Raw genomic sequence first — 24,550 nt, 5'->3', positions numbered from 1 at the left:
TCACCCGAGGCGTTCGACGTGCATCCGGGCCGTGGTGCCCGCGTAGAAGGACGTGGTGCCTACGGACCAGTAGGCGGAAGTGCCGGGGATCCGCGTCAGGTCCGTCATGAGGGCCGTCTCGGGCATCTCGGGACCGCGCTCGCTCACCCAGGAGGCGCCGTCCCACCGCAGGTAGTGGGAGCGCTTCTGGTCCCAGAAGTCCCAGCCGGTGATCCGGTCGGGCCGGCCCAGCGGGTCCCCGCCGACGGAACTGAGCAGGCCGACACCGTACGGCGCCTTCACCGGCGACCACCGGGTGCCGTCCCAGCGCTCGAAGACGACGCCGGGCGGCTTGCCGGGCGGGCCGCCGATGCCGTAGCCGTAACCGGTCAGCCAGATGTCGTCGTGGGCCACCGGGAGCAGCCCGGAGACGGTCGAGCGGATGCCGGTGGTGCGCGGAATCACCGTCCAGGCGCCGTCCCAGCGCGCGATGACGTCGCCGTAGACCCACACCTCGCCGCCGGGCGTCACATGGACGTGCCCCGGAGTGGGGGCCGCCGCGTCCGGCAGCGGGGCGCACCAGCGCCAGTGGCGGCCGTCCCAGTGCAGCAGCCCGGCGCGCCCGTCGTGCCGGCCACTGGCCCACGCCCGGCCGTCGGAGGCGGCCGCGACGTCGGTGACCGTGGTGCCGCTGCCGCCCTGGCCCGGGTACGGCGTCTTCTGCCAGGTCGTGCCGTCCCAGGCCAGCAGCAGACCGCCGGCGCCGACCGCCCAGGCGGCACGGCTGCCGGCGGACGTGACCGCGGTCAGCGGGCCGGTGGAGGCGAGCTGTCCCAGGTCCGTACGTGACCAGGCGGCGCCGTCCCAGCGGAGCGCGACCGCCGTGCCCTCGCCGACATTGCCCAGGCCCTCCACGCCGACGGCCCAGGCGAGACCGGGCCCGGCGGCGGCGACGCCGTACAGCCGGGCGCCCGGCCGCGCGTCGGGCACCGGGACGGCGGACCAGCCGGGCGCGGAGGCGGCGGCCGCGGAGGCCGCCACGGCGGTCGCGGGGGCCGCGGTGCCGGCCAGGCCGAGGCCCGCGGCCGTGCCCGCGAGGCCGCTGACGAAGCTGCGTCTTCGCATGGGAGCGTCCTTGGAGTCGAAGAGGAGCGGTCCGGGGCTGCGGGGGACACCTTGGCCCCGGCTGCCGGAGAGGTCAATGGAGGCGGCGCGGGGCGGCCCCGGGAGGACCGGAGACGGCCGCTTCCCTCGTACGGGCGGCCTGGAGCGACGCGCTACCGGTAGCCGCCTCCGGATGCGGCCGGTGCCCGCCTGCGGCAGCGTGGTGCTGTCCCACCAACCGGACCGAGGGAGCAGGGCATGGGCGAGGACAAGAGCGCCATGGACAAGGCCAAGGGCAAGGCCAAGGAGATGATGGGCAAGGCCACCGGTGACGACCGGATGAAGGGCGAGGGCCGCACCGACCAGGCCAAGGGCAAGGCCAAGGACGCGGTGGACGATGCCAAGGGCCAGGCCAAGGGCGTGCGGGACTCCCTCAAGAACAAGGGTGACGGCAGCACCTGACCGGGACGGCGGCCCACCGGGCCCCGTCCGCCACCCCGCCGTCCGTACACCGGTACGGGCGGCGGGGTGACCCGTGCGCCGGGGCGCTCGTTGTGCACGGCATGATCAAAAAGATTGCCGCCGCGGCCCTGCTGGCGGGCTCGGTCACCGCCACCGCCCAGACCACCGCAGAGGCCGTGGAGGTCCCCCAGGCCCTCGGTGCGACAGCCGTCCTGACGACGCAACTGATCTCGCAGCTCCCGCACATCCACGACGTGCAGCCACCGCCCGCGTTCACGGCCCAGAAGGGCGGCGGCGCGTAGCCGGTGTCCTGCTCCGCGGCCGGGTCCCGCGGCCGCTGCGGCCGGTGGCGTCAGGGCCGGCGCGCCACCGCGGCGTAGGAGACGGCCACGGCGTCCGTGACCTGCGTCGCCTCGCCCGGACCGGCCGGGCGCCAGTGGTGCGCCAGGGTGATGCCGGGCTCCAGCAGTTCCCAGCCGTCGAAGAAGCGGGCGAAACCGGCCCGCGTACGGAACGTCACGGACGTGCCCGCCGCCGCGTAGATGTCCGAGATCCGGGCCATCGCCTCCGGGGCGAAGTCGGCGGTGGCATGGGTCATGGTCAGCGTGCTGCCGCTGGGCAGGGCCGCCTTGAGGTGCTCGACGACCTGATGCGCCCGGCCCTGCCCGCCGTCCGGCACGAAGTGCATCAGGGCGTTCAGGCTCAGCGCGACCGGGCGGCCGAGGTCGAGGGTCTGCCGGACCTGCGGCGCCGTGACGATCCCGGCCGGCTCGGTGACGTCCGCCTGGAGGTAGGCGGTACGCCCCTCCGGTGTGCTGCGCAACAGGGCGGCGGCGTGCGCCAGCACGATCGGGTCGTTGTCCGTGTAGACCACACGGGCGTCCGGCGCGATGCTCTGGGCGATCTCGTGCAGATTGGGCGAGGTGGGGATGCCGGTACCGATGTCCAGGAACTGGCGCAGCCCCGCCCGCGCCAGGGCACGGGTGGCGCGGTGCATGAACTCACGGTTGACCCGCGCGGCGACCGCCGCCGACGGGAAGACCGAGAGCACGCTCGCGGCGGCCGTGCGGTCGGCGAGGAAGTTGGTCCTGCCGCCGAGGAAGTAGTCGTAGATGCGCGCCGAGTGGGCGCGGTCGAGTTGCAGGTCCACCACCGGTTCGCCGTGCTGCTCGCTCATCAGAGGACCGCCTCCCTGTACGGCTGCCGGACCGACGCCGGAGCACTACCCCGCTGACGCGGCCTCGCACCGGCGCGTGGCGGGGACCGGGCGCCCCCGCTCCGAATCATCACATCATCGCTTCCGGAAGATTTCTTCGGGGCGTTGCCACAACCGGGCCTGTTTTCCGGTTCATTGGAAGGGAGGGCCGCCGCCCTCCCGCTGATGCCGGGGCCTGCCGGCCTCCCGGACCGCGGCGAACGGAACGAGGACCGCACGTGAGCACGTACCGGGACAGCCCCCTGCCGCCGTGCGCCCCCGCACACGGGCCCGGCGCCGGGCGGCACGGCCGGCGGGAGCGGCCGTGACCCGCGACCGGCCGCCGTGTCCGGCCGGCGATCCGCTGCGACAGGCCGGCCGGCGGCTGGCCATCGCCTTCGAGGCGTTCCACGAGACGCATTACCGCAAATGGCTGGCCTACGCCTATCTGCACACCGGCAGCGAGGACGCCGCTCTGGAGGTGACCGGCTCCGCCTACCAGCGGTTACGGCTGTGCTGGCCGTACGCGCTCAAACAGTCCTCGGTGGACTCCTACGCCTGGGCCGTCCTCAAGGAGTCCGTGGTCGACTGGCTCTGCCGGCACCGCCGCGCCACGGCCCTGACCGAGAGCGCCGCCTTCGCCGTCGTCACCCGCGCCCTGCTGCGCGAGTGCCAGCAGCAGTTCGCGCTGCTGGAGAGCCAGTTGGGGCTGTACGAGGCGATCGCGCGGCTGCCCGAGCGGCAGTGCGACGTGATCGTGCTGCGCCATGTCATCGGGTACTCCGACACCCAGATAGCCGCCCTGCTCGGCGTCGACGAAGCCACCGTCCGCTCCCACGCGAGCCGGGGCAAGCGCCGGATCGCCGCCGCGCTGGGCATCGAACCAGGCCCCACGAAGGGTAAGTGACCCATGCCGCACACCCACCGGGCCGGCCGGGACACCATCGAGTCCCTGCTGGCAGCAGCCGCCGACGTCCTCGCCGAGTCCTACGGCGCCTACGACACCGTCGCGGCCCGTGACCGGCTCACCGGCGACACCTACGAGGACACCGGGGCCGCGTACCCGGCCGGACCCCGCCCGGACGCCCCGGCGCCCACCGCCTACCCCAGCGCCCACGACGAGGCCACCCACGAACTCGACCTGGCCTGCGCCCTGGTGGTGAACGCCGCGGCGGCGGCGGACAGCCTGGCCCGGCTGGTCGACGACCACCGCATCGACCCCGAGGGCGCCCTGGTCTTCGCCTGCCTGCTGCACATCACCGGGCGGGCGGAGGCCGCCGACTTCTGGTGGCGGTTCGGCGCCGGCGGCGGCAGCCGGACGGCCGCCTACTGCCTGTACCTCTCCCACCGCCGGCACGGCGAGTTCCGCGACGCGGCCTACTGGCGGATGCAGGCCGCCCACGACCCGGACGAGGAACTGCCGGCACCGGTCGCCTTCGACGCCGGGCGGCTGCTGCCGGACGCCGCCCGGCACGCCCTGCTCGTCCAGTGGCACAGCGGCCTCGCGCCCACCCTGCCCGCGGCCCTGGAGCGCGTCATCGACCGCCTCGCCGTCGCGGGCGACGACGAGGACTTCGGCGCGATCCCCTGCCCGTCACCGACGCTCGTGGACGACCTGCGGCAGTGACCGGCGACCGGAAAGGACCGGCCGGGCGGACGCCGCATGGACGCGGCGGGCCGTGGCCGTCACCATCGGTATCAACGGCACCACACGTACCGGACCCGGCAGCGCGTCCGCCGCCGGAGGACGGCACCCGCAGCGCACCGAGCGAGCCGACGGAGAGGCGTCCGCATGGAGCGACGTACGGCCCAGGACCGCAGGACGGGCACGGGGCACGGAGAGTCCGTGGTCCCCGGCGGGGCCACGGGCCTCGGCAGGGCCACGGATCGCCGTACGGCCGCGGACCGCCGCGCCGCCCCGGGCCCCGGCGCCGCCTCTGCCTCCTCCTCCGCCCCCTCCCCGAACGCGCCGAGGTCGTCATCGTCGGCGGTGGCGTGCTCGGGGCGAGCATCGCGTTCCACCTGGCGGAGGCCGGGGTGGGCGGCGTCCTGCTGCTGGAGCGGGACCGGCCCGCCGCCGGATCCTCGGGCAAGCCCATCGGCGGCGTACGCGCCCAGTTCTCCGACCCGCTCAACATCCGCATCGGCCGGCGCAGCCTGGAGGCGTGGCGGGCGTTCGGGGAACGGCCGGGCGCCGACATCGGTTTCGAGAGCGTGGGGTACCTCTTCCTGCTCGGCGACGCCACCGAACGCACGCTGTTCGAGGAGGGGGTGGCGGCACAGAACGCGCTCGGGGTGCCCAGCCGGATCATCGGCCCGGCCGCGGCCGCCGCGCTGTGCCCGTACCTCGATCCGGACGGCTTCGTCGCCGCCGCGCACTGCCCGACCGACGGGTACGCGCTGCCGCGGGAGGCGGTGACCGGCTACCTGCGCGCGGCCGTCCGGCACGGCGCGGACATCCGTACACACTGCCCCGTCACCGCGATCGACACCCGTGACGGCGCCCTCGACGCGGTACGGACCCCGCGCGGCACGGTCCGTACCACCACGGTCGTCTGTTGCGCGGGCGCCTGGTCCGCCGAGGTCGGCGCGATGGCCGGGGTACGGCTGCCCGTGACCCCGCTACGCCGCCAGATCGCCTTCACCGGCCCGCTGGACACCCCGCCGCCCCGCATCCCGTTCACCCTCGACTTCGCCTCCACGGCCTACTTCCACAACGACGGTGCGGGCGGACTGCTGCTCGGCATGTCGGACCCGCGCCAGGAGCCGGGCTTCGGCCGGGAGTTCAGCCGGGAGTGGCTGGAACCTTTCCGCGCGGCCGTGGGCCGCCGGGCCCCCGCCCTGGCCGCGATGCCGGCCGGCCGCGGCTGGGCCGGCCTCTACGAGACCACCCCCGACAACAACGCCCTCATCGGCGAGGCCGCGGACGTCCCCCGCTTCCTGTACGCCACCGGTTTCTCCGGCCACGGCTTCCTCCAGGCGCCCGCCGTGGGGGAGCTGGTCCGCGATCTCTACCTGGGCCGGGAGCCGTTCCTCGACGTCGGCCCGCTGGCCGCCGCGCGGTTCGACGGCCGGCCCGCCGGTACGGGGGAGGAGGGGGACGTACGGCACCACGGTGCCCGCTCGGAAGCACACATCATCTGACGCCCGGCCCACGCCGAGGAGGACCGTTTGATTCCCACCTGGCGGCTGCGCGCCGCCTTCGCCCGCCGGCTGTCCGTCATGTACGGCGCCGAGGTCCCCGCGTACACCACCCTCCTGGAGGTGACGGGCGAGGTGAACGACGAGGTCGCGCGCCGCGACCCGGACGCCGGGCGGCTGGGCGGCATCGAACGGGTCGCCGCGGAGCGGCACGGCGCGATCCGCGTCGGCACACCCCGCGAACTGCGCCAGGCGGGCCAGGTGTTCGCCGCCCTGGGGATGCGTCCGGTGGGCTTCTACGACCTGCGGGACGCCACCACGAGCGCGGTCCCGGTGGTCTCCACCGCCTTCCGCCCCGTCGAGCCCGAGGAACTCGACCGCAACCCCTTCCGCGTCTTCACCTCGATGCTCACCACCGCCGACCGCCGGTTCTTCGACGCCGGACTCCAGGCCCGGCTGGAGACCTTCCTGGACCGCCGCACCCTCTTCCCGCCCGAACTGCTCACCCTCGCCGAGCGCGCCGATCGCGAGCACGGCCTCGCCCCGGAGCAGGCGGAACGCTTCCTCACGCTGGCGGTCGCCGCCTTCGAACTGTCCCCCGAGCCGGTGGACCGCACCTGGTACCGCGAACTCGCCCGCATCTCCGCCGTCGCCGCCGACATCGGCGGCGTCACCAGCACCCACGTCAACCACCTCACCCCACGCGTCCTGGACATCGACGCGCTCTACCGGCGGATGGCGGACCGCGGCATCACCATGATCGACGAGATCCAGGGGCCGCCCCGCTGGGACGGCCCCGACGTCCTGCTGCGGCAGACCTCCTTCCGCGCGCTGGACGAGCCACGCACCTTCCGCGAACCGGACGGCAGCGTGACCACCGGCGCGCTGCGGGTGCGGTTCGGCGAGGTCGAGGCACGCGGCATCGCCCTGAGCCGTACGGGCCGGGCCCGCTACGACGCGCTCACCGCGGAGACGGACCGGCGGTTCGCCGAGGAGAGGGAACGGCGGCCCGCCACGGAGACGGACCCGCCGAGCGCCCGCGAAGGGAACAGAGGCGGCCCCACCCGGCAGGACGTGGCCCGCCCCCTCTGGGAGGCCGGTTTCCCGCGCTCGGAACAGCAGCTCGCCGCCGAAGGGCTGGGCTACTTCACGTACGCCCCGGCAGCCGCCCGCCCGCGCGACGGGCAGCACCCGCCCGCCGGCCTGGCCGGGCTGCTGGAACACGGCTGGCTGACCGCCCGCCCGATCGTCTACGAGGACTTCCTGCCCCGCTCGGCCGCCGGTATCTTCACCTCCAACCTGACCGGCCACGGCACCCGGGACACCGCCCGCACCGGAACGCCCTACGACGAACACCGGCTCGCCGAAGCCGTCGGCCGTCCCGTGCACGACCCCTTCCAGATCTACGCCGCACAGCAGGACACCTCCCTGCGGCGGGCCCTGGAGACGCTGGGAGCGGACGACGCCCTTCGCAAACTCTTCCCCTCCTGAGGGCCGCTCCCGAGGGCTGCGCCCGACTTCCGATCCGTACCGGCCCCCCCGCCGGGCCGCCCCGCCCGTCACCTCCCCTCGCGCCGAAGGAGCCACCCGCCGTGAGCACCCGCACCCAGCTCCCCAGCACCGCAGAACTCCGCGACCTGGCCGCCGACCGGCTGCGCCGCTGCGGCGTCGCGACCCTCCCCGAGGGCACCGGGATCACCGCCCGTACGCCGCTCACCGGCGGCGTCCTGTACCGGCTGCCCGCCGCCACCGCCGAGGAGGCCGACGCGGCCGTCGCCGCGGCCGAAGCCGCGTTCCACGAGTGGCGCACCGTCCCCGCACCGCAGCGGGGCGCCCTGGTCAAACGGTTCGGCGAACTGCTCACCGAGCACCAGGACGCGCTCGCCGACCTGGTCACCGTCGAGGCCGGCAAGATCCGTTCCGAGGCGCTCGGCGAGGTACGGGAGATGACCGACGTCTGCGACTTCGCCGTCGGACTGTCCCGCCAGCTCTACGGACGCACGATGGCCTGTGAACGCCCCGGCCACCGCCTCGCGGAGACCTGGCACCCGCTCGGCGTGACCGGTGTCCTGTCCGCCTTCAACTTCCCGGTCGCCGTCTGGTCCTGGAACACCGCGATCGCCCTGGTCTGCGGCGACCCGGTCGTGTGGAAGCCCTCCGAGCTGACTCCGCTGACCGCGCTGGCCTGCGACGCCCTGCTGGCCCGCGCGATCGCCGACACGGGCGCGCCGGCCGCGCTGCACCGGCTGCTCCTCGGCGACCGGGAGACCGGCGCGCTGCTCGCCGACGACCCGCGCATCGCGCTGCTCAGCGCGACCGGCTCGGTCCGGATGGGGCGTGCGGTGGCCCCGCGGGTGGCCGCCCGCTTCGGCCGCTGCCTGCTGGAACTCGGCGGCAACAACGCCGCCGTGGTCACCCCGTCCGCCGACCTCGACCTCGCGGTCCGCGGCATCGTCTTCTCCGCCGCCGGGACCGCGGGCCAGCGCTGTACGACCCTGCGCCGGCTGATCGTGCACGAGGACGTCGCGGACCGTCTGACCGAGAAGATCACGAACGCCTACGGGCAACTGCCGGTCGGCAACCCCTTCGACGCCGCCACGCTCGTCGGTCCGCTGATCAGCCCCGCTGCCCACGCGGCCATGGCCAAGGCGCTGGACGCGGCGCGGGACGACGGCGGCACCGTCCTGACCGGGGGCGAAGCGCACCTCACCGACCAGGCACCGGACGCCGCCTACGTGAGTCCGGCGCTCGTGCGGATGCCGGCGCAGACCGCCGTCGTCCGCACCGAGACCTTCGCGCCCATCCTGTACGTGCTGACCTACCGCACCTTCGAGGAGGCCGTCGCCCTGCACAACGGTGTGCCGCAGGGCCTGTCGTCCAGCGTCTTCACCCGGGACCAGCGGGAGGCCGAGCGCTTCCTGGCCGCCGACGGCTCCGACTGCGGCATCGCCAACGTCAATATCGGTACGTCGGGCGCGGAGATCGGCGGCGCCTTCGGCGGGGAGAAGGAGACCGGCGGCGGCCGGGAGTCCGGCTCGGACGCCTGGCGCGCGTACATGCGCCGGGTCACCACCACCGTCAACTACTCGGACGACCTGCCGCTGGCGCAGGGCGTCAACTTCCTCTAGAGCCGCGGGTCCGTGCGTGACGTGCCCGCCCGGCGGTCAGTTGAGGGCCCGGGCGGGCAGCAGCCGTTCGATGACGACGAAACGCTCGTCGAGCGGTGCCAGGCGCAACAGCCTGCGGACCACGGGATGCGGTCCGAGCAGCATCAGACGGCCGCCGCGGTCGACCACCCGCTCACGGATCCGGCACAGCAGGGTCAGGCCGCTGCAGTCCATGAACGTGACCTGACCCAGGTTCACGACCACCGTGCCGGGCCGGGGCGGCAACGCCTCACCGAGGAGGGGTTGCAAGGTCAGCGCCAAGGCGAGATCGAGTTCTCCCTTGAGCGCGAGCACGAACTGGTCCCCGACCACGTATGTGAGCAAGGCCGTGTCGGCGGTACGTTCGGTCATGGCGCCCCCCACCGGATGCGCAGGCCGCGAGAGCGCGGCTTCTGGCTGATGGCACCGGGGGCCGGGGTGCAGAAAGACCGTAGCGGGACGTTTACGGGGAGAATCGATCAGCCAAGGTCGCATCCCTCGAACGGGTGAAGCCTTGCGCTATCTCTTGACGTGTGTGCCGCGATACGGAACACGCTCCGGGCCGGGCGCCTCGACCACCGGCGCCCGGCCCGGAACGGCACGCGATCAGGACTGCGGCGGCTGGTTCCGGTCCTGATCCTGGCCGAGCTGGTCCCTGAGCTTGTCCTGGGCCGTGTCGACCTGGCTGCTGTACTTGCCCTGGGTCTTTTCGTCGACGAAGTCGCCGGCCTTGTCGACGCCCTTGCCGGCCTGGTCCTCGTGACCCTTCAGCATCTGCTTGAGCTTGTCCATCACGGACATGAGTCGTCCTCCTCGCCACTGACGCCCCCACCTCTCCAGGGTCGCCGGGTCCGGCCGGATCCGCATCCGGGGTGCCGTGCGCCCGTACGCGGCGGGCCGGTGCCCAAGGGACGAAAGGCTGCCAGGGCGCTTCTGACGGATCTCCGCGGCATCGCGACGCCCGGCACCCACTCTCGCCGCACGGCGCGAAGGGACAGGTGGCTCCGCCACACGGCCCTTCACACCGCGCACCGAGAGCACGCACCGAACGCCGCTCAGTGTGCTCCACGGAGATCCATCAGAAACGCCCTAGGACGGGCGGCCCTGCAAGGCGCGCACGGGAATCAGACAGTGCGCGGAGCTCTTGATCACGCCCTCGTCGCCCGCGAAGGCCCGCAGCATCTCCTCGCTGACCGGCCCGCCCGGCTTCGCCTCCGGCCACGGCCGGGTGGCGAACATGCCGTACACCTGGCCCCGGTGGTCCGCCGCCGCCAGCCACTCCGGCGGCACCGGGCACTGCGCGCTGAAGATCGGCATCGTCAGCACCGCCCGCCCGGCCTCGACGATCAGCGTCAGCGGGAGCGAGGGGGTGCGGGAGGCGTCCTGGAGTTCGCCGCCGACCAGCAGCCCGGCCTGGCTGAGCATGGTGCCCATGACCTCGGTCCCGGTCTCCGGGCCGTCCTTGCCGTCGCCGAGGGAGTAGGTGAGCAGGAAGGGTACGTCGTGACCGTCCTCGGGGTGCGCGCCGCTCCAGCCGATCATCATGAGCGTGCCCAGCTGGCTGTACGGAGGGTTGCCGGTGGTGGCCTGGGATGTGGTCATGGCGGGCACCTTAGTGACCTTCACGCGCCGTGGTCCGCGCGCTTCACCCGGTTGGCGGAGCCGCGCCGGCATCCCAGCCGAACGAGGTCCGGAGGGTCACCCGTACCGGCGATCCCGAGGGGTCCGTACGCCGCGGGTACGGCACTGTACGGCCGCGGGTACGGGGCACTGTACGGCCGCGGTACGGCACCGTACGGCCGCGGTCCAGCGGCGGCCGGGCCCCGGCGGCCGGTTCGCGCGTCCCGGGCGCGGGCACCATGACGGCAGGCCCGGCAGCGGCACGGGACACGGTGCTCCCGGCGGCGGGCCCGGTGCCGCGACCCGGTGTCGGAGGGGAGTGGGGCCCGATGGACCTTTCCGAGGTGGAGTACCACGACCCCGACGACGCGTCGGGCGAGGAGGCGATGGCCGGTTTCGCCCGGCTGGCCTGCGAACTGACCGGCATGAACCCCCGGTATGGCATACCGGCGCTGGTCACGATCGCGCGGCGGGAGTCCGCGTACAACCATCCGCGCTGGCGGGTGAACACCACCGACGGCAACGCCTGGGGCCCGGTCATGCCCGACGGGCACCCGCGCAACTGCTCACGCGGCGCCACCCAGTGCGTTCCGCCGACCTTCGCCGCGTACCACCGGTGCGGCACCGCCCGCACGCCGTACGACGTGGTGGCCTGCATGACCTCGACCATCGGGTACGTCCGCGACCGCTACGGCGTCGACGAGTCCGGCTCGAACTTCGCGGAGCGGGTGCAGCAGGCCGACCCGACCCGGCCGCCGAAGGGGTACTGAAGCGGGGGCCGGTGAGCCGTGCCACGGGCGGCTCAGGCGATGGCGCCTTCCGGCCAGGCCCGGGTGAGGATCTCGTCCACGGTCTGCTCGACGGTCTGGTGCGTGGTGTCCAGCCACAGCCCGATCGGCGGGGTGTGCTCACGCAGCGCCGTGTCGAGGTCGCGCACGCTCCAGTCGGGCCCGTACGCCGTCTTGGCCCGGGCCGCCTCCCGCCGCTCGACCGCCGACGGGTCAGGGGCCAGCACCACGACCGCCAGCGGACGGGTCCTGATGTGCTCGGCCATCTCGGTCAGATGCTCGCCGAGCAGGATGTCCTGGGCGATCACGGTGAACCCGGCCTGGGCGTACTGGTCGGCGCAGGCGGCGGTCAGCCGGTGCCGCAGCCGCAGCTGCGCGAGGGCCGACGCGCCGGCGTCGGGCGTCATCTCCTCCCGGCCCCGGACGACCATGCGCCGGAACGTGTCACCGCGCAGGTGCACCGACCGCGTCAGCCGCTCGGCGAGCGCCTGCGCCACGGAGGACTTGCCGGCGGCCTGAATGCCCGTCAGGACGACGACGCCCGGGCCGAGCCACGGTCCCTGGGGCGTGGCGGGCGCGCTGTCGGTGGAGTGTGCCGTCATGGGTTCGGCTGCCTTTCCGCGCGGGGTTCCGGCCGGTCGCGGAGCCGTCGGGGCCGCTCCGCCGGGGCATCGTAACGCCCGCGCCGTGCACGGCGGATGCCTGTCGGTGCGGTACGGGCGGCGGCGGGGCGGTGCCCGCCTCTGGCCGTCGGCCCCTCGCCGCCCGTCCTCGCCGTCAGCCGGTCGCCGTCAGCCCGTCGATCATGCGGTTGAGGAGCCGGTCGAAGGTCGCGTCGGGGGAGGGCGCGCTGCCCGGCGCGGTCAGCGCCTCGGCGACCTTCGGGCAGGCGTCCGTGACGGCGGCGGAGCGCAGATAGCGGGCCTGCGCGTCGTGGAAGGCGCGGCCGGTGGCGTCGGCCGCCGCCTCCTGGGCCAGCTCATGGGTGACATGGCTCGCCACGAAACCGGAGAGCAGGCTGAAGATCTCGAGTGCCGCCGGGGCGCCGAGCCCCACGGGAGCGAGGACGGCGAGGGCGTGCTCCAGGGTGGCGAGGGTGTTCGGGCCGAACGTCTGCCGTGCGGGCAGCGCCGCGGGCAGCCACGGGTGACGCCGCATCAGGTCGCGCTGCTCGTGGAAGAGGCGGCGCAGATCCGCGCGCCAGTCGCCGGACGGCCCGGGGGCAGCCGGTGCTCCCCGGCGGCCTGGTCGATCATCAGCTCCAGCAGCGTCTCCTTGTCGGGCACGTAGCTGTAGAGCGACATGGTGCCGGCCCCGATCCGGGCCGCGACCGCGCGCATGGTGACGGCGCCGAGCCCTTCGGCGTCGGCGAGGGCGACGGCCGCGGCGGTGATCTCGGCACGGCTGTGTGCCGGGGGACGGCCGCGCCGGGGGCGTTCGGCCGGTGCCCAGAGCGCCTCCGGGTCCACTCCGGCGGTACGGCCGGATGTGCCTGTACGGGTCACGGCAACCTCTCTCTGCTGTCCGCCGCCATCCAATCATCCGCTATTCTCGTACGAAGTACGGGAATGGTGTTCCGTGCCAGGCAGCGCAGTCCGCACGAGGAATTGAGGCACCGTGACGACGGAGACGTACCACTCCACCGCGAAGAAGCCGCCCCGGTCGGCCCGGGCGCTGCGGCGCACCCTGCGCGGCATGCCCGAGCGGCGCCACGACGTCGCTTACGAAGGCGGACTCGTGGTGCCCGCCGCCGACGGCAGCCCGCTGCTGACCGACCACTACTTCCCCCGCGCCGACGGCGACTTCCCCACCCTGCTGGTCCGCTCGCCGTACGGCCGCGGCATCCCGTGGGCCCCGATATTCGGCATGCTCTTCGCCGAACAGGGCTTCCACGTCGTGCTGCAGAGCAGCCGCGGCACCGGAGGGTCCGGCGGCACCTACGCCCCGTGGCAGCACGAGGCCGCAGACGGCCGGGCGGCCGTCGCGTGGCTGCGCCGGCAGCCCTGGTTCACCGGCGTCCTCGGCACGCTGGGGCCCAGCGCCCTCGGGTACGCCCAATGGGCCCTCGCCACCGACCCGCCTCCGGAGCTGCGGGCGATGGTGATCCAGGTCGGCATGCACGACGTGCACGGCTTCTTCTACCCCTCGGGCTGCGCTTCGGGCCCGTTCGCCCTGGAGAACGCCCTGGTCTCGGTCGTCGGCCGGATGCACTACGGCCGGGGCACCCTGGCCTTCGCACGGGCCGCGCTGCGCTTGCGACGCCATTTCCGGAGCATCACCCGGACGCTGCCGCTCGGCGAGACGTACGTGCCCGGTCTCGGTGGCCGGGCGCCGCTCCTCGACGAGGCGATGACCCGGCCCGATCCGGAGGACGCCCACTGGCAGGGCGCGGACGTCGGCGCGGCGGCCGCGCGGGCGGCCGTACCGACCAGCCTGATCACCGGCTGGCACGACGTCTGCCTCGACCAGACGCTCCAGCAGTACGACCGGCTGCGCCGCGCCGGGTGTGAGACCTCCCTGCTCGTCGGCCCCTGGACCCACAACTCCGCCATGCAGCAGGGCTGGCCGGACGTCTTCGCCGAGACCCTGGCCTGGCTCCGGGCCCACCTGTGCGACGACGCGTCGGGCCTGCGGGAAACGCCGGTGCGCGTCCATGTGGGAGGGCGTCAGGAGTGGCGTGACCTGGCCGACTGGCCGCCGGCGGCGACCGGCCGCCGCTGGTACCTCGACGGCGCGGGCGACGGCACGCTGAGCCCCCGGGCCCCCGAGGGCACGCCCCCGCTGACCTTCCGTCACGACCCGGCCGACCCGACGCCCTCGGTCGGCGGTCCCCTGCTGAGCCGGACCGCCGGGCCCCGGGACAACGCCGTCCTGGAGGCCCGCGACGACGTGCTGACCTTCACCACCCCGCCGCTGACCGAGCCGCTCGACGTCCTCGGTACGGTCACCGTGGAGCTGCGGGTCGCGACGGACACCGGGTACGCCGACGTCTTCGCCCGGCTCTGCGACGTCGACGAGCGGGGGCGTTCGGTCAACGTCTGCGACGGGATCCGGCGCCTGGACCCTGCCACGGCCGGGAGTGCGTCCGGCCCGGCGGAGGTGACGGTGGCGATGAGCCCCACCGCCCACTCCTTCGCCGTCGGACACCGCGTCCGCCTCCAGATCAGCGGCGGCGCCCACCCCCGCTTCGCCCGCAACACCGGGACGGGAGAGCCGCTGGCGACGGCCACCCGGCTGGTGCCCGTGGAGATCTCGCTGCATCACCCGTCGGCGCTGGTGCTGCCGCAGGCCGGTCCTGAGGCGGAGGGGGTGGAGCAGGCGGAGCGGGCAGTGCGGGCACCGTCTCAGACGAAGAAGGCGTTCATGCCGTCCACGTCGGACAGGTAGGTCTCGATGGCCGCGATCTTCCCGTCCCGCACGGTGCACACCGTGGACAGGTGCTCGTCCAGGACCAGGTCACCGCGCTGAGCGGTGTTGTGCAGGGACAGCGCCATGTTGCGGGGACTGACGAGGATGTGCAGCAGGGCGAAGTTCAGGCCGTACCCGGCGATCTTGCGGGCACGTTCGACCACGCCGTCCGCTCCGTGCGCCATCCCGGAGATCGTGTTGTCGCCGGGCAGCTCCCAGGTCGCGTCCTCGTGGAGCAGGGAGCGGATGGCGTCCCAGTCGGCGGTGGCGAGCGCGGCGTGGAACTGCTTGCCGAGGGAGTAGTTGTCCTCGTAGACGGTCATGCGGGCTCCTTCACGCGAGAGGGGACGGGCGCGCCGGTCCGGACGAACCTGCCGACCCGTCAGTTCGTATGTTCTAGAACAGTAGCAAAGTGGCGGTGGGGAAGGTGGTGACGGGGGGCGGAGGGAGGCGGGCCGCGTGTCGGTGCGTCCGCGTACGCTCGGGGCATGGCCGTACTGAGTCACCCCGACCGTGCCGAACTACGCATCGCGGACGTCCTGGAGGCATTCGCGCACCCGATCCGGCTGCGCATCGTGCACCGGCTCGCCCACGGGGCCGAGCGCTCCTGCGGCGAGCTGCTGCCCGAAGTGTCCAAGTCCACCGCCAGTCACCACTGGCGTGTGCTGCGCGAGAGCGGCGTGCTCCATCAGCGGCGGGAGGGCCGCCGCCTGATCATGCATCTGCGGCGCGACGACCTGGAGGCGCGTTTCCCGGGGTTGCTGGACGTGGTGCTGGCGGCCGCCGGGGGTGATCCCGAGGTGGTCGAGGGCGAGGGCGCGAAGGCCGCCGGGGCGCTGCGCTCCTGACGGGCGCGGTGGCGCTGCCGCGAATCAGCCCGTTCGGCGCGGTTTGTCCGTAAGGGGAGCGCTGCATGAGAGCCTGACGGCCGGGTACGGGCGAGGCCGGAGGTGAGCGCATGTCCGGTGCAGCAAGGCCGTCCGGGACGACGGCGGCCGTCGTCGAACTGGCCGTCTGGTGGGCCGTGCTGACCGCGCTGTGGCTGGTGCTGGTCAGCAGCCTCGACCTGCTGGAGTGCCTGGTCGGCGCGGCGGCCGCCCTGCTCGGCGCGTGCGCCGCCCGCGCGGCCCGCAGAGCCGCCGTCGGCGGTACCGCCGCCGACGGGCCCGCGCGCACCGGCCCGGAGGAAGGCCGGCCGCGGTGAACGGCTGGCTGCTCGCCGCCGCGCTGCTGCTCCTCGTCGGCTTCGCCCCCACCGTGTGGGGCGCGGCGAGCGGGCCCGTACGGCGTCGGATCATGGCGCAGAATCTCGCGACGCTCGTCGCCTGCCTGGCTGTACTGCTGCTCGCACAGGGCTACGCGCGGCCCTCGTACGTCGACCTCGGCCTGGTCCTCGCCGTCCTCGGTCCCGCCGGAACGCTCGTCTACGCCCGGCTGCTCGCCGACGAACTGGCCGGACAGCCGGTGCGCGACCGGGTCGCCCGCGCCCTCGACCGCGCCATGACACCGCTCGCCGCTCTCTCCGTACCTCTGGTGGTGGTGCCGCTGTGCGTCGCTGCCGGGCCGGGGCGGGCGATGGTGAAGCTGCTGGTCATCGGGGTGCTGCTGGTCGGCGGGAACATCGTGTCCTCGCGGGCGCTGTCCGGGCGGCGGGCCGGGGAGAAAGCCGGTGCGGCCGATGAATGACGTCCTGATCGTGCTGGCCCTGGCGCTGGTGGCGGCGGCCGCGACCGCTGCCGTACTGGCCCGCGATCCGGTCCGGCAGTCGACCGTGCTGGCCCTCCTCGGCCTGGCCCTCGCCCTCCTCTTCGCCATCCTCCAGGCGCCGGACGTCGCGCTCTCCCAGCTCGCGGTCGGCTCCGTCCTCACCCCGCTGATGCTGCTGCTCTCGGTGCGGAAGGTGCGGCGCAAGGGCCGGGCGGACGGCCGCGGCCGGGAATCCGGAAGCGCGGGGGAGGAGGAGCGGCGGTGAGCCGACGGGTCCGGATGTGGGTGCTGGTCCTCGGCGGCCTGGGCGTGGCCGTCCTGCTGTTCGCCGCGAGTCTGGACCTGCCGGAGTTCGGCGGCGACCGGCACCCGTACGGCGCGCGGGCCGTCGAGGCCGCCCTCGCCCGGCACACCGCCAACGTCGTCGCGGCGGTCAACTTCGACCAGCGGGCGTTCGACACCCTCGGCGAGGAATCGATCCTCTTCTGCGCGGCGCTCGGCACCGTCGTCCTGCTCCGCCAGACGCGCGACGAGCACCGGGTGCGCCCCGAACCGGCGCGCGTCGCCCCGCCCGTACGCCGCTACGCGCTCGTCGCGCTCCCGGTCTCCCTGCTCATCGGCCTCTACGTCGTCGCCCACGGCCAGCTCAGCCCCGGCGGCGGTTTCCAGGGCGGGGTGGTCGTCGCCACCGCCCTGCACCTGCTCTACATCGCCGTGGACTACCGTGCGCTGGAGCGGATCAGACCGGTCGGCCTGTACACGACGGCGGACGCGGCGGGGGAGGCCGCCTATCTCCTGCTGGGCGCCGCCGGCCTGGTCGCCGGTACCGCCTACCTGACCAACTTCCTCCCGTACGGCACCTTCGGCACGCTCGCCTCGGGCGGCACGGTCCCGCTGCTCAACGCGGCCGTCGGGGTGGAGGTGGCCGGCGGGGTCGTGGTGCTGCTGGCCTCCTTCCTCGACCAGGCGGTGGAGATCGAGGACGCGGCGGAGCACACCGCCTCCGGACCGGCCCGTCACCCCGCCCTTCCACCCCTTCCGAGGAGAAGCCGACATGAGCGTGCTGCCGTATCTCGTCGCCGGCTGGATCTTCCTGATCGGCTGTTACGGGCTGGCCACCAGCCGCAACCTCATCCACGCCGTCGGCTGCCTCGCCGTCTGCCAGGCGTCCACGTACGTCCTGCTGCTCGCCGTCGGCTACCGGGACGGCGGCACCGCGCCGGTCTTCTCCGACCTGCGGCCCGGCGCCCGTCCGGTCGTCGATCCCGTCGTCCAGGCCCTGACCCTCACCGACGTGGTGGTGGGCGCGACGGTCACCGCGCTGCTGCTGGCCCTCGTCGTCCAGGTGGGCAAACGGCACGGCACCGTGAACCCGGACGAACTCTCGGAGCTGCGCGGGTGACCCCGGCCGGCACGCTCGTCCCCGCCGCCGCGACGACCCTCACGCCCGCCGCCACCCTCCCGCTGATCGTGGCCACCCCGCTGCTCGGTGCCGCGTTCCTGGTGGCCGCCGGGCGCCGGATGCCGCGCCGGGCCGCCGAGACCGCGGGCACCGTCTTCGCCGCGGCCACCGCCGTACTCGCCCTCTCCGTCCTGCTGCGCGACACGTCCGGGGACGTACCGGGCGCACGCGCCGTCGAATGGCTCGGCGGCCGGCACCCGCACGGCGGCGTGGGCGTCGGCATCGTCCTGGTCGGCGACCGGATCGGCGTCGGTCTGGCCGCCGTCACCTCGCTGCTCGTCGTCGCCGTCCTCGCCTACTCCTGGCGCTACTTCGACGAGCCGCCGCACCGCCAGGCGGGCACCTTCCCCGCCCTCGTCCTGATCTTCCAGGCGGGCATGTGCGGCTTCGCGCTCACCGGCGACCTCTTCAACGCGTTCGTCTTCTTCGAGCTGATGGGCGTCGTCGCGTACGCGCTCACCGGCTACCGCGTCGAGGAGAAGCGCGCCGTCCAGGGCGCCCTCACCTTCGGCGTCGTCAACTCCCTCGGCGGCTACGCGACACTGCTCGGCGTCGGCCTGCTGTACGGACGTACCGGCGAACTCGGCTTCGCCCAGATCGGCGCCCGGCTGGCCGCCCACCCGGCCGAGCCCTCCGGCGGCGGCCCCGACGTCCTCGTCCTGACCGCCTTCGTCCTCGTCCTGACCGGCCTGCTCGTCAAGGCCGCGGCCGTCCCCTTCCACTTCTGGCTCCCGGACGCCCACGCGGTGGCCCCCACCCCGGTGTGCATGCTGCTGTCCGGCGTCATGGTCGAACTGGGCGTCTACGGCACGGCCCGCGTCCACTGGACCGTCTTCGCGGGCCCCGGCGGCATCCCCACCGCCGACGCGCACCGCATGCTGCTGACCCTCGGCACGCTCACCGCCGTCGTCGGCGCGCTCATGTGCTGGCAGCAGCGCCACCTCAAGCGGATGCTGGCCTTCTCCACCGTCGCGCACACCGGCCTGTTCCTGGTCGGGCTGGCCGTCATGACCCCCGAGGGCACGGGCGGTACGGCGCTGTACGTCCTCGCGCACGCGGGCGTCAAGGCCGCGCTGTTCGCCGCCGTGGGCGTCCTCCTCGACCGCTTCCGCAGCGTCGACGAACACGAACTCCACGGCCGGGGCCGGGAACTGCCCCTGGTCGGTGTGGTCTGCGCCGTCGGCGGGCTGGCCCTGGCCGGGCTGCCGCCCTTCGGTACGGGACTGGGCAAGGCCGTCACCGAGGAAGCGGCGGGCGGCTGGCAGGCGGCCCTGTTCGTGGTGGTGTCGGCGGTCACCGGGGGAGCGGTGCTGCGCGCCGTCGCCCGGGTCTTCCTGGGGCTGGGGGCACGTCCCGGAGCCGCCGGTCAGGCGGAGGCCCGCGCGGACGAGACCAGCGGCAAGGACGAGGAACCCGAGACCGCCGGCCCGCTGAGCCGCATCCCGGACACCATGCTGGCGGTCCCGGTCGTGCTGCTGGCGGGCGCCCTGGCCGTCGGCGTCGTACCGGCGCTGCACGCGGCGGTCGGCCGGGCCGCCGACGCCTTCCTCGACCGGGCGGGCTACACGGCCGCCGTCCTGCACACGCCCCCGGCCGCGCACGTACCGACGCCCGGACCGCACTGGTCCGTGGCAGGCGTGGCCCTCGGCCTGCTGTCCGCCGCCCTGGCCTGCCTCCTCGCCCGCTGGGCCGTACGCCGCACGGGCCCGACCCGGCAAACCCGCTGGGCCGCGCCCGTACGCCGCCTGCACTCCGGGCACATCGGCGATTACGTCGCCTTCATCCTGGCTGGCATGGCCCTGGTGGCGGCGCTCCTGTTGCCGTCCCTCCACTGAGGCCCCGACCGTCGCTGCCGGGGCCTCGGCAGCACCCGCCTCTCAGTCCTTCCGGTACGCGTACGCCTCCCCGGCGGCCGCCGCGACCGCGTCCAGATCCGCCCCCGTCGAAGCGGTGACCACGGCGGCCACCGCGCCCTCGACGAACGGCGCGTCCACCAGCCGCGTGCCCTCGGGCAGTTCGTCCCCCTCGGCCAGCAGCGCCTTGACGGTCAGTACGGCGCTCCCGAGGTCCACCAGGACCGCGACACCCGCGCCCTGGTCGACCGTCCGCGCCGCTTCCGTGATCAGCTCCGCGCTGGTCCCGAGGCCGCCGTCCGGAGTGCCGCCCGCCGCCGCGACCGGCGCCTTGACGTCACCGCCCGCCAGGCCGACGGCCAGCCGCGCCACCGACTCGGCCACCGGCCCGCTGTGCGACACCAGCACGACGCCCACGTACGCAGTCTCCGCGCCGCTCACCCGGTCACCCCTGGCCTGCGGCCTCCGCCAGCGCCGCGAACAGCAGCGCGGACGAGGCCGCCCCCGGATCCTGGTGGCCGACGCTGCGCGCACCGAGATAGCTCGCCCTGCCCTTGCGGGCCTGGAGCGGCACGGTCGCCTGCGCCCCCTGCCCGGCCGCCTCGGCGGCGGCCGCGAAGGACGTGGTCAGCGCCTCGACGCCGGGGTCCAGCGCGTCGAGCATCGTCGCGTCACCGAGCGCGGACCCGCCCAGCTGGGCCACCGCGTCCACCCCGGCACGCAGCGCCGTCCGCAGCTCGTCGACGGTCACACGGTCCGCCTCGCCGAGCTCCTTGCCCGTACGCCGCAGCAGCGTCCCGTACAGCGGGCCCGACGCGCCGCCCACCGTCGAGATCAACTGCCGCCCGGCGGCCGTCAGCACGGCACCGGGCGTCTGCGGCGGCTCGGCTTCGAGGGTCTTGACGACGGCCGCGAAGCCGCGCTGGAGGTTGCTGCCGTGGTCGGCGTCGCCGATGGCGGAATCCAGGTCGGTCAGGCGGGACGCTTCCCGGTCGACGGAGGCGGCGGCCGCCGTCATCCAGCGCAGGAAGAACCCGGCATCCAGTGCCGTTTCGGACACGAACTGCTCCTCTGGTCGTACGTGCGTGCGACGTCATGGCACAGACTCACCGGTACGGGTGAACGTCTCCACCAGTGTGTACGTCTCCACCAGTCTCTCCGCTACACCGGCGCCTCCGCGATCCGCACCACCCGCGCGCCCTCAGCGTCCCCACCGCAGCCCCGCCGTCTGCACCGGCGCGTCCCACAGCCGCAGGAGTTCCTCGTCGGCCTGGCACAGCGTCACCGAGCAGCCGGCCATGTCCAGCGAGGTGACGTAATTCCCGAGCAGCGTACGGGCGACCGGCACACCCCGCTCGCCGAGCACCCGGTGCACCTCGGCACCGAACCCGTACAGCTCCAGCAGCGGCGTACCGCCCATCCCGTTGACCAGCGCCAGCACCGGCTGCCGGGGTCCAGGTCGGCCAGCACCGCGTCCACCGCGTAGTCCGCGATCTCGCGCGCCGTCATCATCGGCCGCCGCTCCCGCCCCGGCTCACCGTGGATCCCCACGCCCAGCTCCAGCTCACCGGCGGGCAGGTCGAACATCGGGCCGCCCTTGGCCGGCGTGGCGCACGCGCTGAGCGCGACCCCGAAGCTGCGCGAGCACTCGACGACCCGGCGCGCCAGCTCCGTCACCCGCTCCAGCGGCGCGCCTTCCTCGGCCGCCGCCCCCGCGATCTTCTCCACGAACAGGGTGGCCCCGGTACCCCGGCGGCCGGCCGTGTGCAGCGAGTCCGTCACCGCCACGTCGTCGTTGACGAGCACACTGGCGACCCGTACCCCCTCTTCCTCCGCCAGCTCGGCGGCCATCTGGAAGTTCAGCACGTCACCGGTGTAGTTCTTCACGACGAACAGCACACCCTCGCCACTGTCCACGGCCGCGGCGGCCCGCACCATCTGATCGGGCACGGGCGAGGTGAAGACCTCACCGGGACAGGCGGCGTCCAGCATCCCCGGCCCGACATACCCCCGTGCAGCGGCTCGTGCCCACTGCCCCCACCCGAAACCAGCGCCACCTTCCCGGCAACCGGCGCGTCCCGCCGTACCACCACCCGGTTGTCGACGTCCACCACCAGGTCGGGGTGGGCCGCGGCCATCCCGCGCAGTGCGTCGGAGACGACGGTTTCGGGGACGTTCATGAGCATCTTCATGGGGCCTCCTCGGCAGCTGCAAGGAATGGGACTGACGGCGCGATAACTCGGTGTGTATTACTCAGCGTGACGGACTCAGGATATGCGGCAGGGCCCGAGGCGACGCAAGGTCAGTCTGTCCCGTGCCAGCCCGAAGGCCCCGACCGCGCTGCGGTCGGGGCCCTGGCCTGCGGTGCGGGGACGGTCAGCTGACGCGGGCGCTCAGCGGTACGGGTGTCAGGCGGCCGATGGCGGCCGAGCCGTCGTCGGACTGGGTACCCGGCTCGGCGTCGGCCAAGGCACGGATGCCGATGGTGTAGATCAGTGCGGTCTTGTCCGTCGTGCCGGTGTTGACGTGCGGGTTGGAGGAGATGACCAGTGTCCGGCCGTTGTCCTCCAGGGTGGTGTCGAGGTTCCCCGTGACGGCGGGCTGGACGTAGTAGTAGCCGTAGGAGGCGCCGCCGGTGAAGGCGAAGCCGGTGGGGGCGGTGAAGCGCTGCTCGATGGTGCCGGGGTTGACCGGCTGGTCGTTGAGCGAGCGGATCTCCAGGTTGAAGGTGGTGGGCTGGCCGGGGGCGGCCTGCGGCACGCTCTCCTGGTGGGCCCGCAGCGCGGTCTCGTTCTGCGCGGAGCCGCTGACGATGCCGGTGAGCTGGACGGGCGTGTGCCTGCCGATGCTGGCCGAGCCGTTCTGGTAGGTCCCGGCCGTGGCGTCGGGCCGGGCCTGGACGGGGATGGTGTAGTACAGCGGGCCGGTGTCACTGCTGGTGGTGTTGACGTGCGGGTTGGCGGTGACGATCAGGGCGCGGCCGCCGTCCTCGATCCGGTAGTCGAGGTTGCCCGAGATCACGCCCTGGGCGGTGTTGTAGTACGCGTAGGTGGGCTGGCCGGGGAAGGTGAAACCGGTCGGCGCGGTGAAGCGCTGGACGATGTCCCCGGGGTTGACGGGCTGGCTGCCGGCCGAGTCGAACTTCACGTTGAACGCGGTGCGCTGGCCAGGTGCCACCTGGGGGACGGTGTCCTGGGTGATGGCCAGTGCCCGTTCGTCGGTGGGCGGCGGCGGGACGACGACGATGACCGGCAGCGTGTAGGTGTTGTCCTTGAGGTTGAGATCGCCGCTGTACTGGATCTCCAGGGTGGAGGTGTACTGGCCGGGAGGCGCGTCGCCGGGGACGGCGATGCGGAACACGCCGTCGAGCGAACCTTGCTGGGGCTGGAGCTGCTGCCCGGAGAAGGTGCGGGAGAGGCGCTGGCCGGTGGAGCCGGCCGGGCCGCGCAGTCCGTCGGCGAGGGTGAGGACGACGGTCACGTACTGGCCGTCGGCCGGCTGGGGGCCGCGGTTCTTGATCCGGGCGCCGAGGTCGAACTCCTGGCCGGTCTGGACCGAGGGCGAGCTGACGACCTCGCCGTACAGGTCGGCGGTGGGCGGGGGCGGTGGGGTCATGGTGGCGACCGAGGTGACCCCGCGGACGCGGTTGTTGCTCGCGTCGGCGATGTAGAGGTTCCCCGCGCGGTCCAGCGCGATCGACCGGGGCTGGTAGAGCCGGGTGGCGATGGCGGGCCCGCCGTCGTCGACGTAGCCGGCGGTGCCGTTGCCCGCGACGGTGCCGATGCTCCCGTCCGTAGCGACCTTGCGTACCCGCTGGTTGAGGGTGTCCGCGATGTAAAGGTTGCCCGCGTCGTCGAGGCTCACGTCCAGCGGGTAGCTGATCTGGGTGGCGGTGGCGGGCCCGCCGTCGGAGACGTATCCGGCCTGGCCGTTGCCCGCGACGGTGGTGATGATGCCGCGGGTGTCCACCTTGCGGACGCGGTTGTTGTTGCAGTCCGCGATGTAGAGGTTCCCGTTGCTGTCCACCTCCACCCCCGCGGGCTGGTAGAGCTTGGTCGCGGTGGCGGGCCCGCCGTCGGAGACGTATCCGGCCTGGCCGTTCCCTGCGACGGTGGTGATGATGCCGCGGGTGTCCACCTTGCGGACGCGGTGGTTGCCCCACTCACCGATGTAGAGGTTCCCCTGGGGGTCGACCGCCACCCCGGTCGGCGTGTTGAGCTGGGTGGCGGTGGCGGGTCCGCCGTCGGAGACGTATCCGGCCTGGCCGTTGCCCGCGACGGTGGTGATGATGCCGCGGGTGTCCACCTTGCGGATCCGGTGGTTGTTGATGTCCGCGATGTAGAGGTTGCCCGCGTCGTCGACCGCCACGGCCGAGGGGCCGTTGAGCTGGGTGGCGGTGGCGGGCCCGCCGTCGGAGGTGTAACCGGCCTGCCCGTTGCCCGCGACGGTGGTGATGATGCCCTGCGGGGTCACCCTGCGGACCCGGTGGTTGCTCCGCTCGGCGATGTAGAGGTTGCCGTCCTTGTCCAGGGCCACACCGTGCGGCCAGTTGAGCTGAGTGAGGGTCGCGGGCCCGCCGTCGGACACGTAGCCGGCCTGCCCGTTGCCCGCCACCGTGGCGATGGCCCCCTGTGCGAGGCCCGCGGGCTGCGGGCCGCTTCCAGGACTGTTCGCGGTTGTCATGG

At 73.8% G+C, this 24,550-nt stretch carries 25 protein-coding genes and 3 pseudogenes; 16 read left to right on the top strand and 12 right to left on the bottom strand.

The window, feature by feature from the left end; all coding sequences use genetic code 11:
• The gene (locus ACEXOX_RS10005; RefSeq protein ID WP_406520017.1) at window positions 1-1,104 is read right to left on the bottom strand and encodes a hypothetical protein; all 1,104 of its coding nucleotides are present in this window, start codon (window positions 1,102-1,104) and stop codon (window positions 1-3) included.
• A 237-nt stretch (window positions 1,105-1,341) separates the two neighbouring features.
• On the opposite strand from ACEXOX_RS10005, the gene ACEXOX_RS10000 reads away from it, so the two are divergent.
• Window positions 1,342-1,545: a CsbD family protein gene (locus tag ACEXOX_RS10000; protein ID WP_406520016.1), complete on the top strand. Its 204-nt coding sequence runs from the start codon at window positions 1,342-1,344 to the stop codon at window positions 1,543-1,545.
• A 101-nt stretch (window positions 1,546-1,646) separates the two neighbouring features.
• Window positions 1,647-1,847: a hypothetical protein gene (locus ACEXOX_RS09995; protein ID WP_406520014.1), complete on the top strand. Its 201-nt coding sequence runs from the start codon at window positions 1,647-1,649 to the stop codon at window positions 1,845-1,847.
• 50 nt (window positions 1,848-1,897) lie between these two features.
• On the opposite strand, the gene ACEXOX_RS09990 is transcribed toward ACEXOX_RS09995, so the two are convergent.
• The gene (locus tag ACEXOX_RS09990; RefSeq protein WP_406520013.1) at window positions 1,898-2,722 is read right to left on the bottom strand and encodes an SAM-dependent methyltransferase; all 825 of its coding nucleotides are present in this window, start codon (window positions 2,720-2,722) and stop codon (window positions 1,898-1,900) included.
• Between the two features lie 343 nt (window positions 2,723-3,065).
• Between ACEXOX_RS09990 and ACEXOX_RS09985 the strand changes: the two genes are divergently transcribed.
• The 5 genes from ACEXOX_RS09985 (at window position 3,066) to ACEXOX_RS09965 (ending at window position 9,009) form a co-directional block, all read left to right on the top strand.
• Window positions 3,066-3,647, top strand: coding sequence for an RNA polymerase sigma factor (locus ACEXOX_RS09985; RefSeq protein WP_406520012.1), 582 nt, complete (start codon window positions 3,066-3,068; stop codon window positions 3,645-3,647).
• Between the two features lie 3 nt (window positions 3,648-3,650).
• Complete coding sequence (locus ACEXOX_RS09980; protein ID WP_406520011.1) at window positions 3,651-4,367, top strand: hypothetical protein; 717 nt, start codon at window positions 3,651-3,653, stop codon at window positions 4,365-4,367.
• Between the two features lie 368 nt (window positions 4,368-4,735).
• Complete coding sequence (locus tag ACEXOX_RS09975; RefSeq protein ID WP_406520010.1) at window positions 4,736-5,884, top strand: NAD(P)/FAD-dependent oxidoreductase; 1,149 nt, start codon at window positions 4,736-4,738, stop codon at window positions 5,882-5,884.
• Window positions 5,885-5,911: 27 nt separating this feature from the next.
• The gene (locus ACEXOX_RS09970; RefSeq protein ID WP_406520009.1) at window positions 5,912-7,372 is read left to right on the top strand and encodes a 2-oxoadipate dioxygenase/decarboxylase family protein; all 1,461 of its coding nucleotides are present in this window, start codon (window positions 5,912-5,914) and stop codon (window positions 7,370-7,372) included.
• 101 nt (window positions 7,373-7,473) lie between these two features.
• The gene (locus ACEXOX_RS09965) at window positions 7,474-9,009 is read left to right on the top strand and encodes an aldehyde dehydrogenase family protein (protein ID WP_406520008.1); all 1,536 of its coding nucleotides are present in this window, start codon (window positions 7,474-7,476) and stop codon (window positions 9,007-9,009) included.
• 36 nt (window positions 9,010-9,045) lie between these two features.
• Here ACEXOX_RS09965 and ACEXOX_RS09960 read toward each other — a convergent pair whose 3' ends face one another.
• The 3 genes from ACEXOX_RS09960 to ACEXOX_RS09950 all read right to left on the bottom strand — a co-directional run bounded on the left by ACEXOX_RS09960 (window position 9,046) and on the right by ACEXOX_RS09950 (window position 10,629).
• On the bottom strand, window positions 9,046-9,399 hold the full coding sequence (locus ACEXOX_RS09960; RefSeq protein ID WP_406520007.1) for an STAS domain-containing protein: 354 nt from the start codon (window positions 9,397-9,399) through the stop codon (window positions 9,046-9,048).
• 234 nt (window positions 9,400-9,633) lie between these two features.
• Entirely contained in the window at window positions 9,634-9,828 is a 195-nt protein-coding gene (locus tag ACEXOX_RS09955; protein ID WP_406520006.1) for an antitoxin, read from the bottom strand.
• A 288-nt stretch (window positions 9,829-10,116) separates the two neighbouring features.
• Window positions 10,117-10,629 carry a DUF5949 family protein gene (locus tag ACEXOX_RS09950; protein WP_406520005.1) on the bottom strand — a complete coding sequence of 171 codons (513 nt, stop codon included), beginning with the start codon at window positions 10,627-10,629 and terminating at the stop codon, window positions 10,117-10,119.
• Between the two features lie 347 nt (window positions 10,630-10,976).
• Between ACEXOX_RS09950 and ACEXOX_RS09945 the strand changes: the two genes are divergently transcribed.
• Window positions 10,977-11,417 carry a hypothetical protein gene (locus tag ACEXOX_RS09945; RefSeq protein WP_406520004.1) on the top strand — a complete coding sequence of 147 codons (441 nt, stop codon included), beginning with the start codon at window positions 10,977-10,979 and terminating at the stop codon, window positions 11,415-11,417.
• 32 nt (window positions 11,418-11,449) lie between these two features.
• On the opposite strand, the gene ACEXOX_RS09940 is transcribed toward ACEXOX_RS09945, so the two are convergent.
• Both ACEXOX_RS09940 and ACEXOX_RS09935 read right to left on the bottom strand, forming a co-directional pair.
• Window positions 11,450-12,037 carry an AAA family ATPase gene (locus ACEXOX_RS09940; protein ID WP_406520002.1) on the bottom strand — a complete coding sequence of 196 codons (588 nt, stop codon included), beginning with the start codon at window positions 12,035-12,037 and terminating at the stop codon, window positions 11,450-11,452.
• Window positions 12,038-12,212: 175 nt separating this feature from the next.
• Window positions 12,213-12,904, bottom strand: a pseudogene (locus ACEXOX_RS09935) (TetR/AcrR family transcriptional regulator).
• A gap of 226 nt (window positions 12,905-13,130) precedes the next feature.
• Here ACEXOX_RS09935 and ACEXOX_RS09930 point away from each other — a divergent pair.
• Window positions 13,131-14,822, top strand: a complete 1,692-nt coding sequence (locus ACEXOX_RS09930; RefSeq protein ID WP_406526287.1) for a CocE/NonD family hydrolase — start codon at window positions 13,131-13,133, stop codon at window positions 14,820-14,822.
• Here the strand turns inward: ACEXOX_RS09930 and ACEXOX_RS09925 are convergent.
• A complete protein-coding gene (locus ACEXOX_RS09925) occupies window positions 14,780-15,166 on the bottom strand; it encodes a nuclear transport factor 2 family protein (RefSeq protein WP_406520001.1) in 387 nt (128 codons plus the stop codon). The two genes, ACEXOX_RS09930 and ACEXOX_RS09925, sit on opposite strands and share 43 nt — an antisense overlap.
• Window positions 15,167-15,331: 165 nt before the next feature.
• Between ACEXOX_RS09925 and ACEXOX_RS09920 the strand changes: the two genes are divergently transcribed.
• From ACEXOX_RS09920 to ACEXOX_RS09890, 7 genes and pseudogenes are all read left to right on the top strand, one after another.
• Entirely contained in the window at window positions 15,332-15,691 is a 360-nt protein-coding gene (locus tag ACEXOX_RS09920) for an ArsR/SmtB family transcription factor (protein WP_406520000.1), read from the top strand.
• A gap of 110 nt (window positions 15,692-15,801) precedes the next feature.
• Window positions 15,802-16,047, top strand: a complete 246-nt coding sequence (locus ACEXOX_RS09915) for a hypothetical protein (RefSeq protein WP_406519999.1) — start codon at window positions 15,802-15,804, stop codon at window positions 16,045-16,047.
• Entirely contained in the window at window positions 16,044-16,529 is a 486-nt protein-coding gene (locus ACEXOX_RS09910; protein ID WP_406519998.1) for a monovalent cation/H+ antiporter complex subunit F, read from the top strand. Before ACEXOX_RS09915 ends, ACEXOX_RS09910 begins: the two co-directional genes overlap by 4 nt.
• Window positions 16,522-16,815 carry a DUF4040 domain-containing protein gene (locus ACEXOX_RS09905; protein WP_406519997.1) on the top strand — a complete coding sequence of 98 codons (294 nt, stop codon included), beginning with the start codon at window positions 16,522-16,524 and terminating at the stop codon, window positions 16,813-16,815. Before ACEXOX_RS09910 ends, ACEXOX_RS09905 begins: the two co-directional genes overlap by 8 nt.
• Window positions 16,812-17,537 (top strand): annotated as a pseudogene (mbhE, locus tag ACEXOX_RS09900) (hydrogen gas-evolving membrane-bound hydrogenase subunit E); the annotation flags it as partial. The gene ACEXOX_RS09905 and the pseudogene mbhE, both read left to right, overlap by 4 nt.
• Window positions 17,538-17,604: 67 nt before the next feature.
• Window positions 17,605-17,952 carry a sodium:proton antiporter gene (locus ACEXOX_RS09895; protein WP_030017529.1) on the top strand — a complete coding sequence of 116 codons (348 nt, stop codon included), beginning with the start codon at window positions 17,605-17,607 and terminating at the stop codon, window positions 17,950-17,952.
• On the top strand, window positions 17,949-19,847 hold the full coding sequence (locus ACEXOX_RS09890; RefSeq protein WP_406526286.1) for a complex I subunit 5 family protein: 1,899 nt from the start codon (window positions 17,949-17,951) through the stop codon (window positions 19,845-19,847). The genes ACEXOX_RS09895 and ACEXOX_RS09890 overlap by 4 nt, the downstream gene beginning before the upstream one ends.
• A gap of 42 nt (window positions 19,848-19,889) precedes the next feature.
• Here ACEXOX_RS09890 and ACEXOX_RS09885 read toward each other — a convergent pair whose 3' ends face one another.
• The 4 genes and pseudogenes from ACEXOX_RS09885 to ACEXOX_RS09870 all read right to left on the bottom strand — a co-directional run bounded on the left by ACEXOX_RS09885 (window position 19,890) and on the right by ACEXOX_RS09870 (window position 24,548).
• A complete protein-coding gene (locus tag ACEXOX_RS09885; protein ID WP_406519996.1) occupies window positions 19,890-20,306 on the bottom strand; it encodes a PTS-dependent dihydroxyacetone kinase phosphotransferase subunit DhaM in 417 nt (138 codons plus the stop codon).
• Between the two features lie 4 nt (window positions 20,307-20,310).
• Window positions 20,311-20,883, bottom strand: coding sequence for a dihydroxyacetone kinase subunit DhaL (dhaL, locus tag ACEXOX_RS09880; RefSeq protein ID WP_406526285.1), 573 nt, complete (start codon window positions 20,881-20,883; stop codon window positions 20,311-20,313).
• Between the two features lie 183 nt (window positions 20,884-21,066).
• Window positions 21,067-22,057: pseudogene (dhaK, locus tag ACEXOX_RS09875) on the bottom strand (dihydroxyacetone kinase subunit DhaK).
• Window positions 22,058-22,241: 184 nt separating this feature from the next.
• Window positions 22,242-24,548, bottom strand: coding sequence for a hypothetical protein (locus tag ACEXOX_RS09870; protein WP_406519995.1), 2,307 nt, complete (start codon window positions 24,546-24,548; stop codon window positions 22,242-22,244).
• Between the last annotated feature and the right edge of the window lie 2 nt (window positions 24,549-24,550).

This window comes from Streptomyces sp. Ac-502 (genome assembly GCF_045222935.1).
Taxonomy (GTDB): Bacteria; Actinomycetota; Actinomycetes; order Streptomycetales; family Streptomycetaceae; genus Streptomyces; species Streptomyces monomycini.
The sequence above is the reverse complement of the archived record's forward strand: the minus strand, read 5'-3'. Positions and strand labels throughout refer to the sequence as shown.

Excerpts from the sequence above, each read along its gene's own strand:
- ACEXOX_RS10005 (WP_406520017.1), bottom strand. The coding sequence starts at position 1,104 with ATGCGAAGACGCAGCTTCGTCAGCGGCCTCGCGGGCACGGCCGCGGGC.
- ACEXOX_RS10000 (WP_406520016.1), top strand. The coding sequence starts at position 1,342 with ATGGGCGAGGACAAGAGCGCCATGGACAAGGCCAAGGGCAAGGCCAAG.
- ACEXOX_RS09995 (WP_406520014.1), top strand. The coding sequence starts at position 1,647 with ATGATCAAAAAGATTGCCGCCGCGGCCCTGCTGGCGGGCTCGGTCACC.
- ACEXOX_RS09990 (WP_406520013.1), bottom strand. The coding sequence starts at position 2,722 with ATGAGCGAGCAGCACGGCGAACCGGTGGTGGACCTGCAACTCGACCGC.
- ACEXOX_RS09980 (WP_406520011.1), top strand. The coding sequence starts at position 3,651 with ATGCCGCACACCCACCGGGCCGGCCGGGACACCATCGAGTCCCTGCTG.
- ACEXOX_RS09960 (WP_406520007.1), bottom strand. The coding sequence starts at position 9,399 with ATGACCGAACGTACCGCCGACACGGCCTTGCTCACATACGTGGTCGGG.
- ACEXOX_RS09955 (WP_406520006.1), bottom strand. The coding sequence starts at position 9,828 with ATGTCCGTGATGGACAAGCTCAAGCAGATGCTGAAGGGTCACGAGGAC.
- ACEXOX_RS09950 (WP_406520005.1), bottom strand. The coding sequence starts at position 10,629 with ATGACCACATCCCAGGCCACCACCGGCAACCCTCCGTACAGCCAGCTG.
- ACEXOX_RS09945 (WP_406520004.1), top strand. The coding sequence starts at position 10,977 with ATGGACCTTTCCGAGGTGGAGTACCACGACCCCGACGACGCGTCGGGC.
- ACEXOX_RS09940 (WP_406520002.1), bottom strand. The coding sequence starts at position 12,037 with ATGACGGCACACTCCACCGACAGCGCGCCCGCCACGCCCCAGGGACCG.
- ACEXOX_RS09930 (WP_406526287.1), top strand. The coding sequence starts at position 13,131 with ATGCCCGAGCGGCGCCACGACGTCGCTTACGAAGGCGGACTCGTGGTG.
- ACEXOX_RS09925 (WP_406520001.1), bottom strand. The coding sequence starts at position 15,166 with ATGACCGTCTACGAGGACAACTACTCCCTCGGCAAGCAGTTCCACGCC.
- ACEXOX_RS09920 (WP_406520000.1), top strand. The coding sequence starts at position 15,332 with ATGGCCGTACTGAGTCACCCCGACCGTGCCGAACTACGCATCGCGGAC.
- ACEXOX_RS09915 (WP_406519999.1), top strand. The coding sequence starts at position 15,802 with ATGTCCGGTGCAGCAAGGCCGTCCGGGACGACGGCGGCCGTCGTCGAA.
- ACEXOX_RS09905 (WP_406519997.1), top strand. The coding sequence starts at position 16,522 with ATGAATGACGTCCTGATCGTGCTGGCCCTGGCGCTGGTGGCGGCGGCC.
- ACEXOX_RS09895 (WP_030017529.1), top strand. The coding sequence starts at position 17,605 with ATGAGCGTGCTGCCGTATCTCGTCGCCGGCTGGATCTTCCTGATCGGC.
- dhaL (WP_406526285.1), bottom strand. The coding sequence starts at position 20,883 with ATGACGGCGGCCGCCGCCTCCGTCGACCGGGAAGCGTCCCGCCTGACC.
- ACEXOX_RS09870 (WP_406519995.1), bottom strand. The coding sequence starts at position 24,548 with ATGACAACCGCGAACAGTCCTGGAAGCGGCCCGCAGCCCGCGGGCCTC.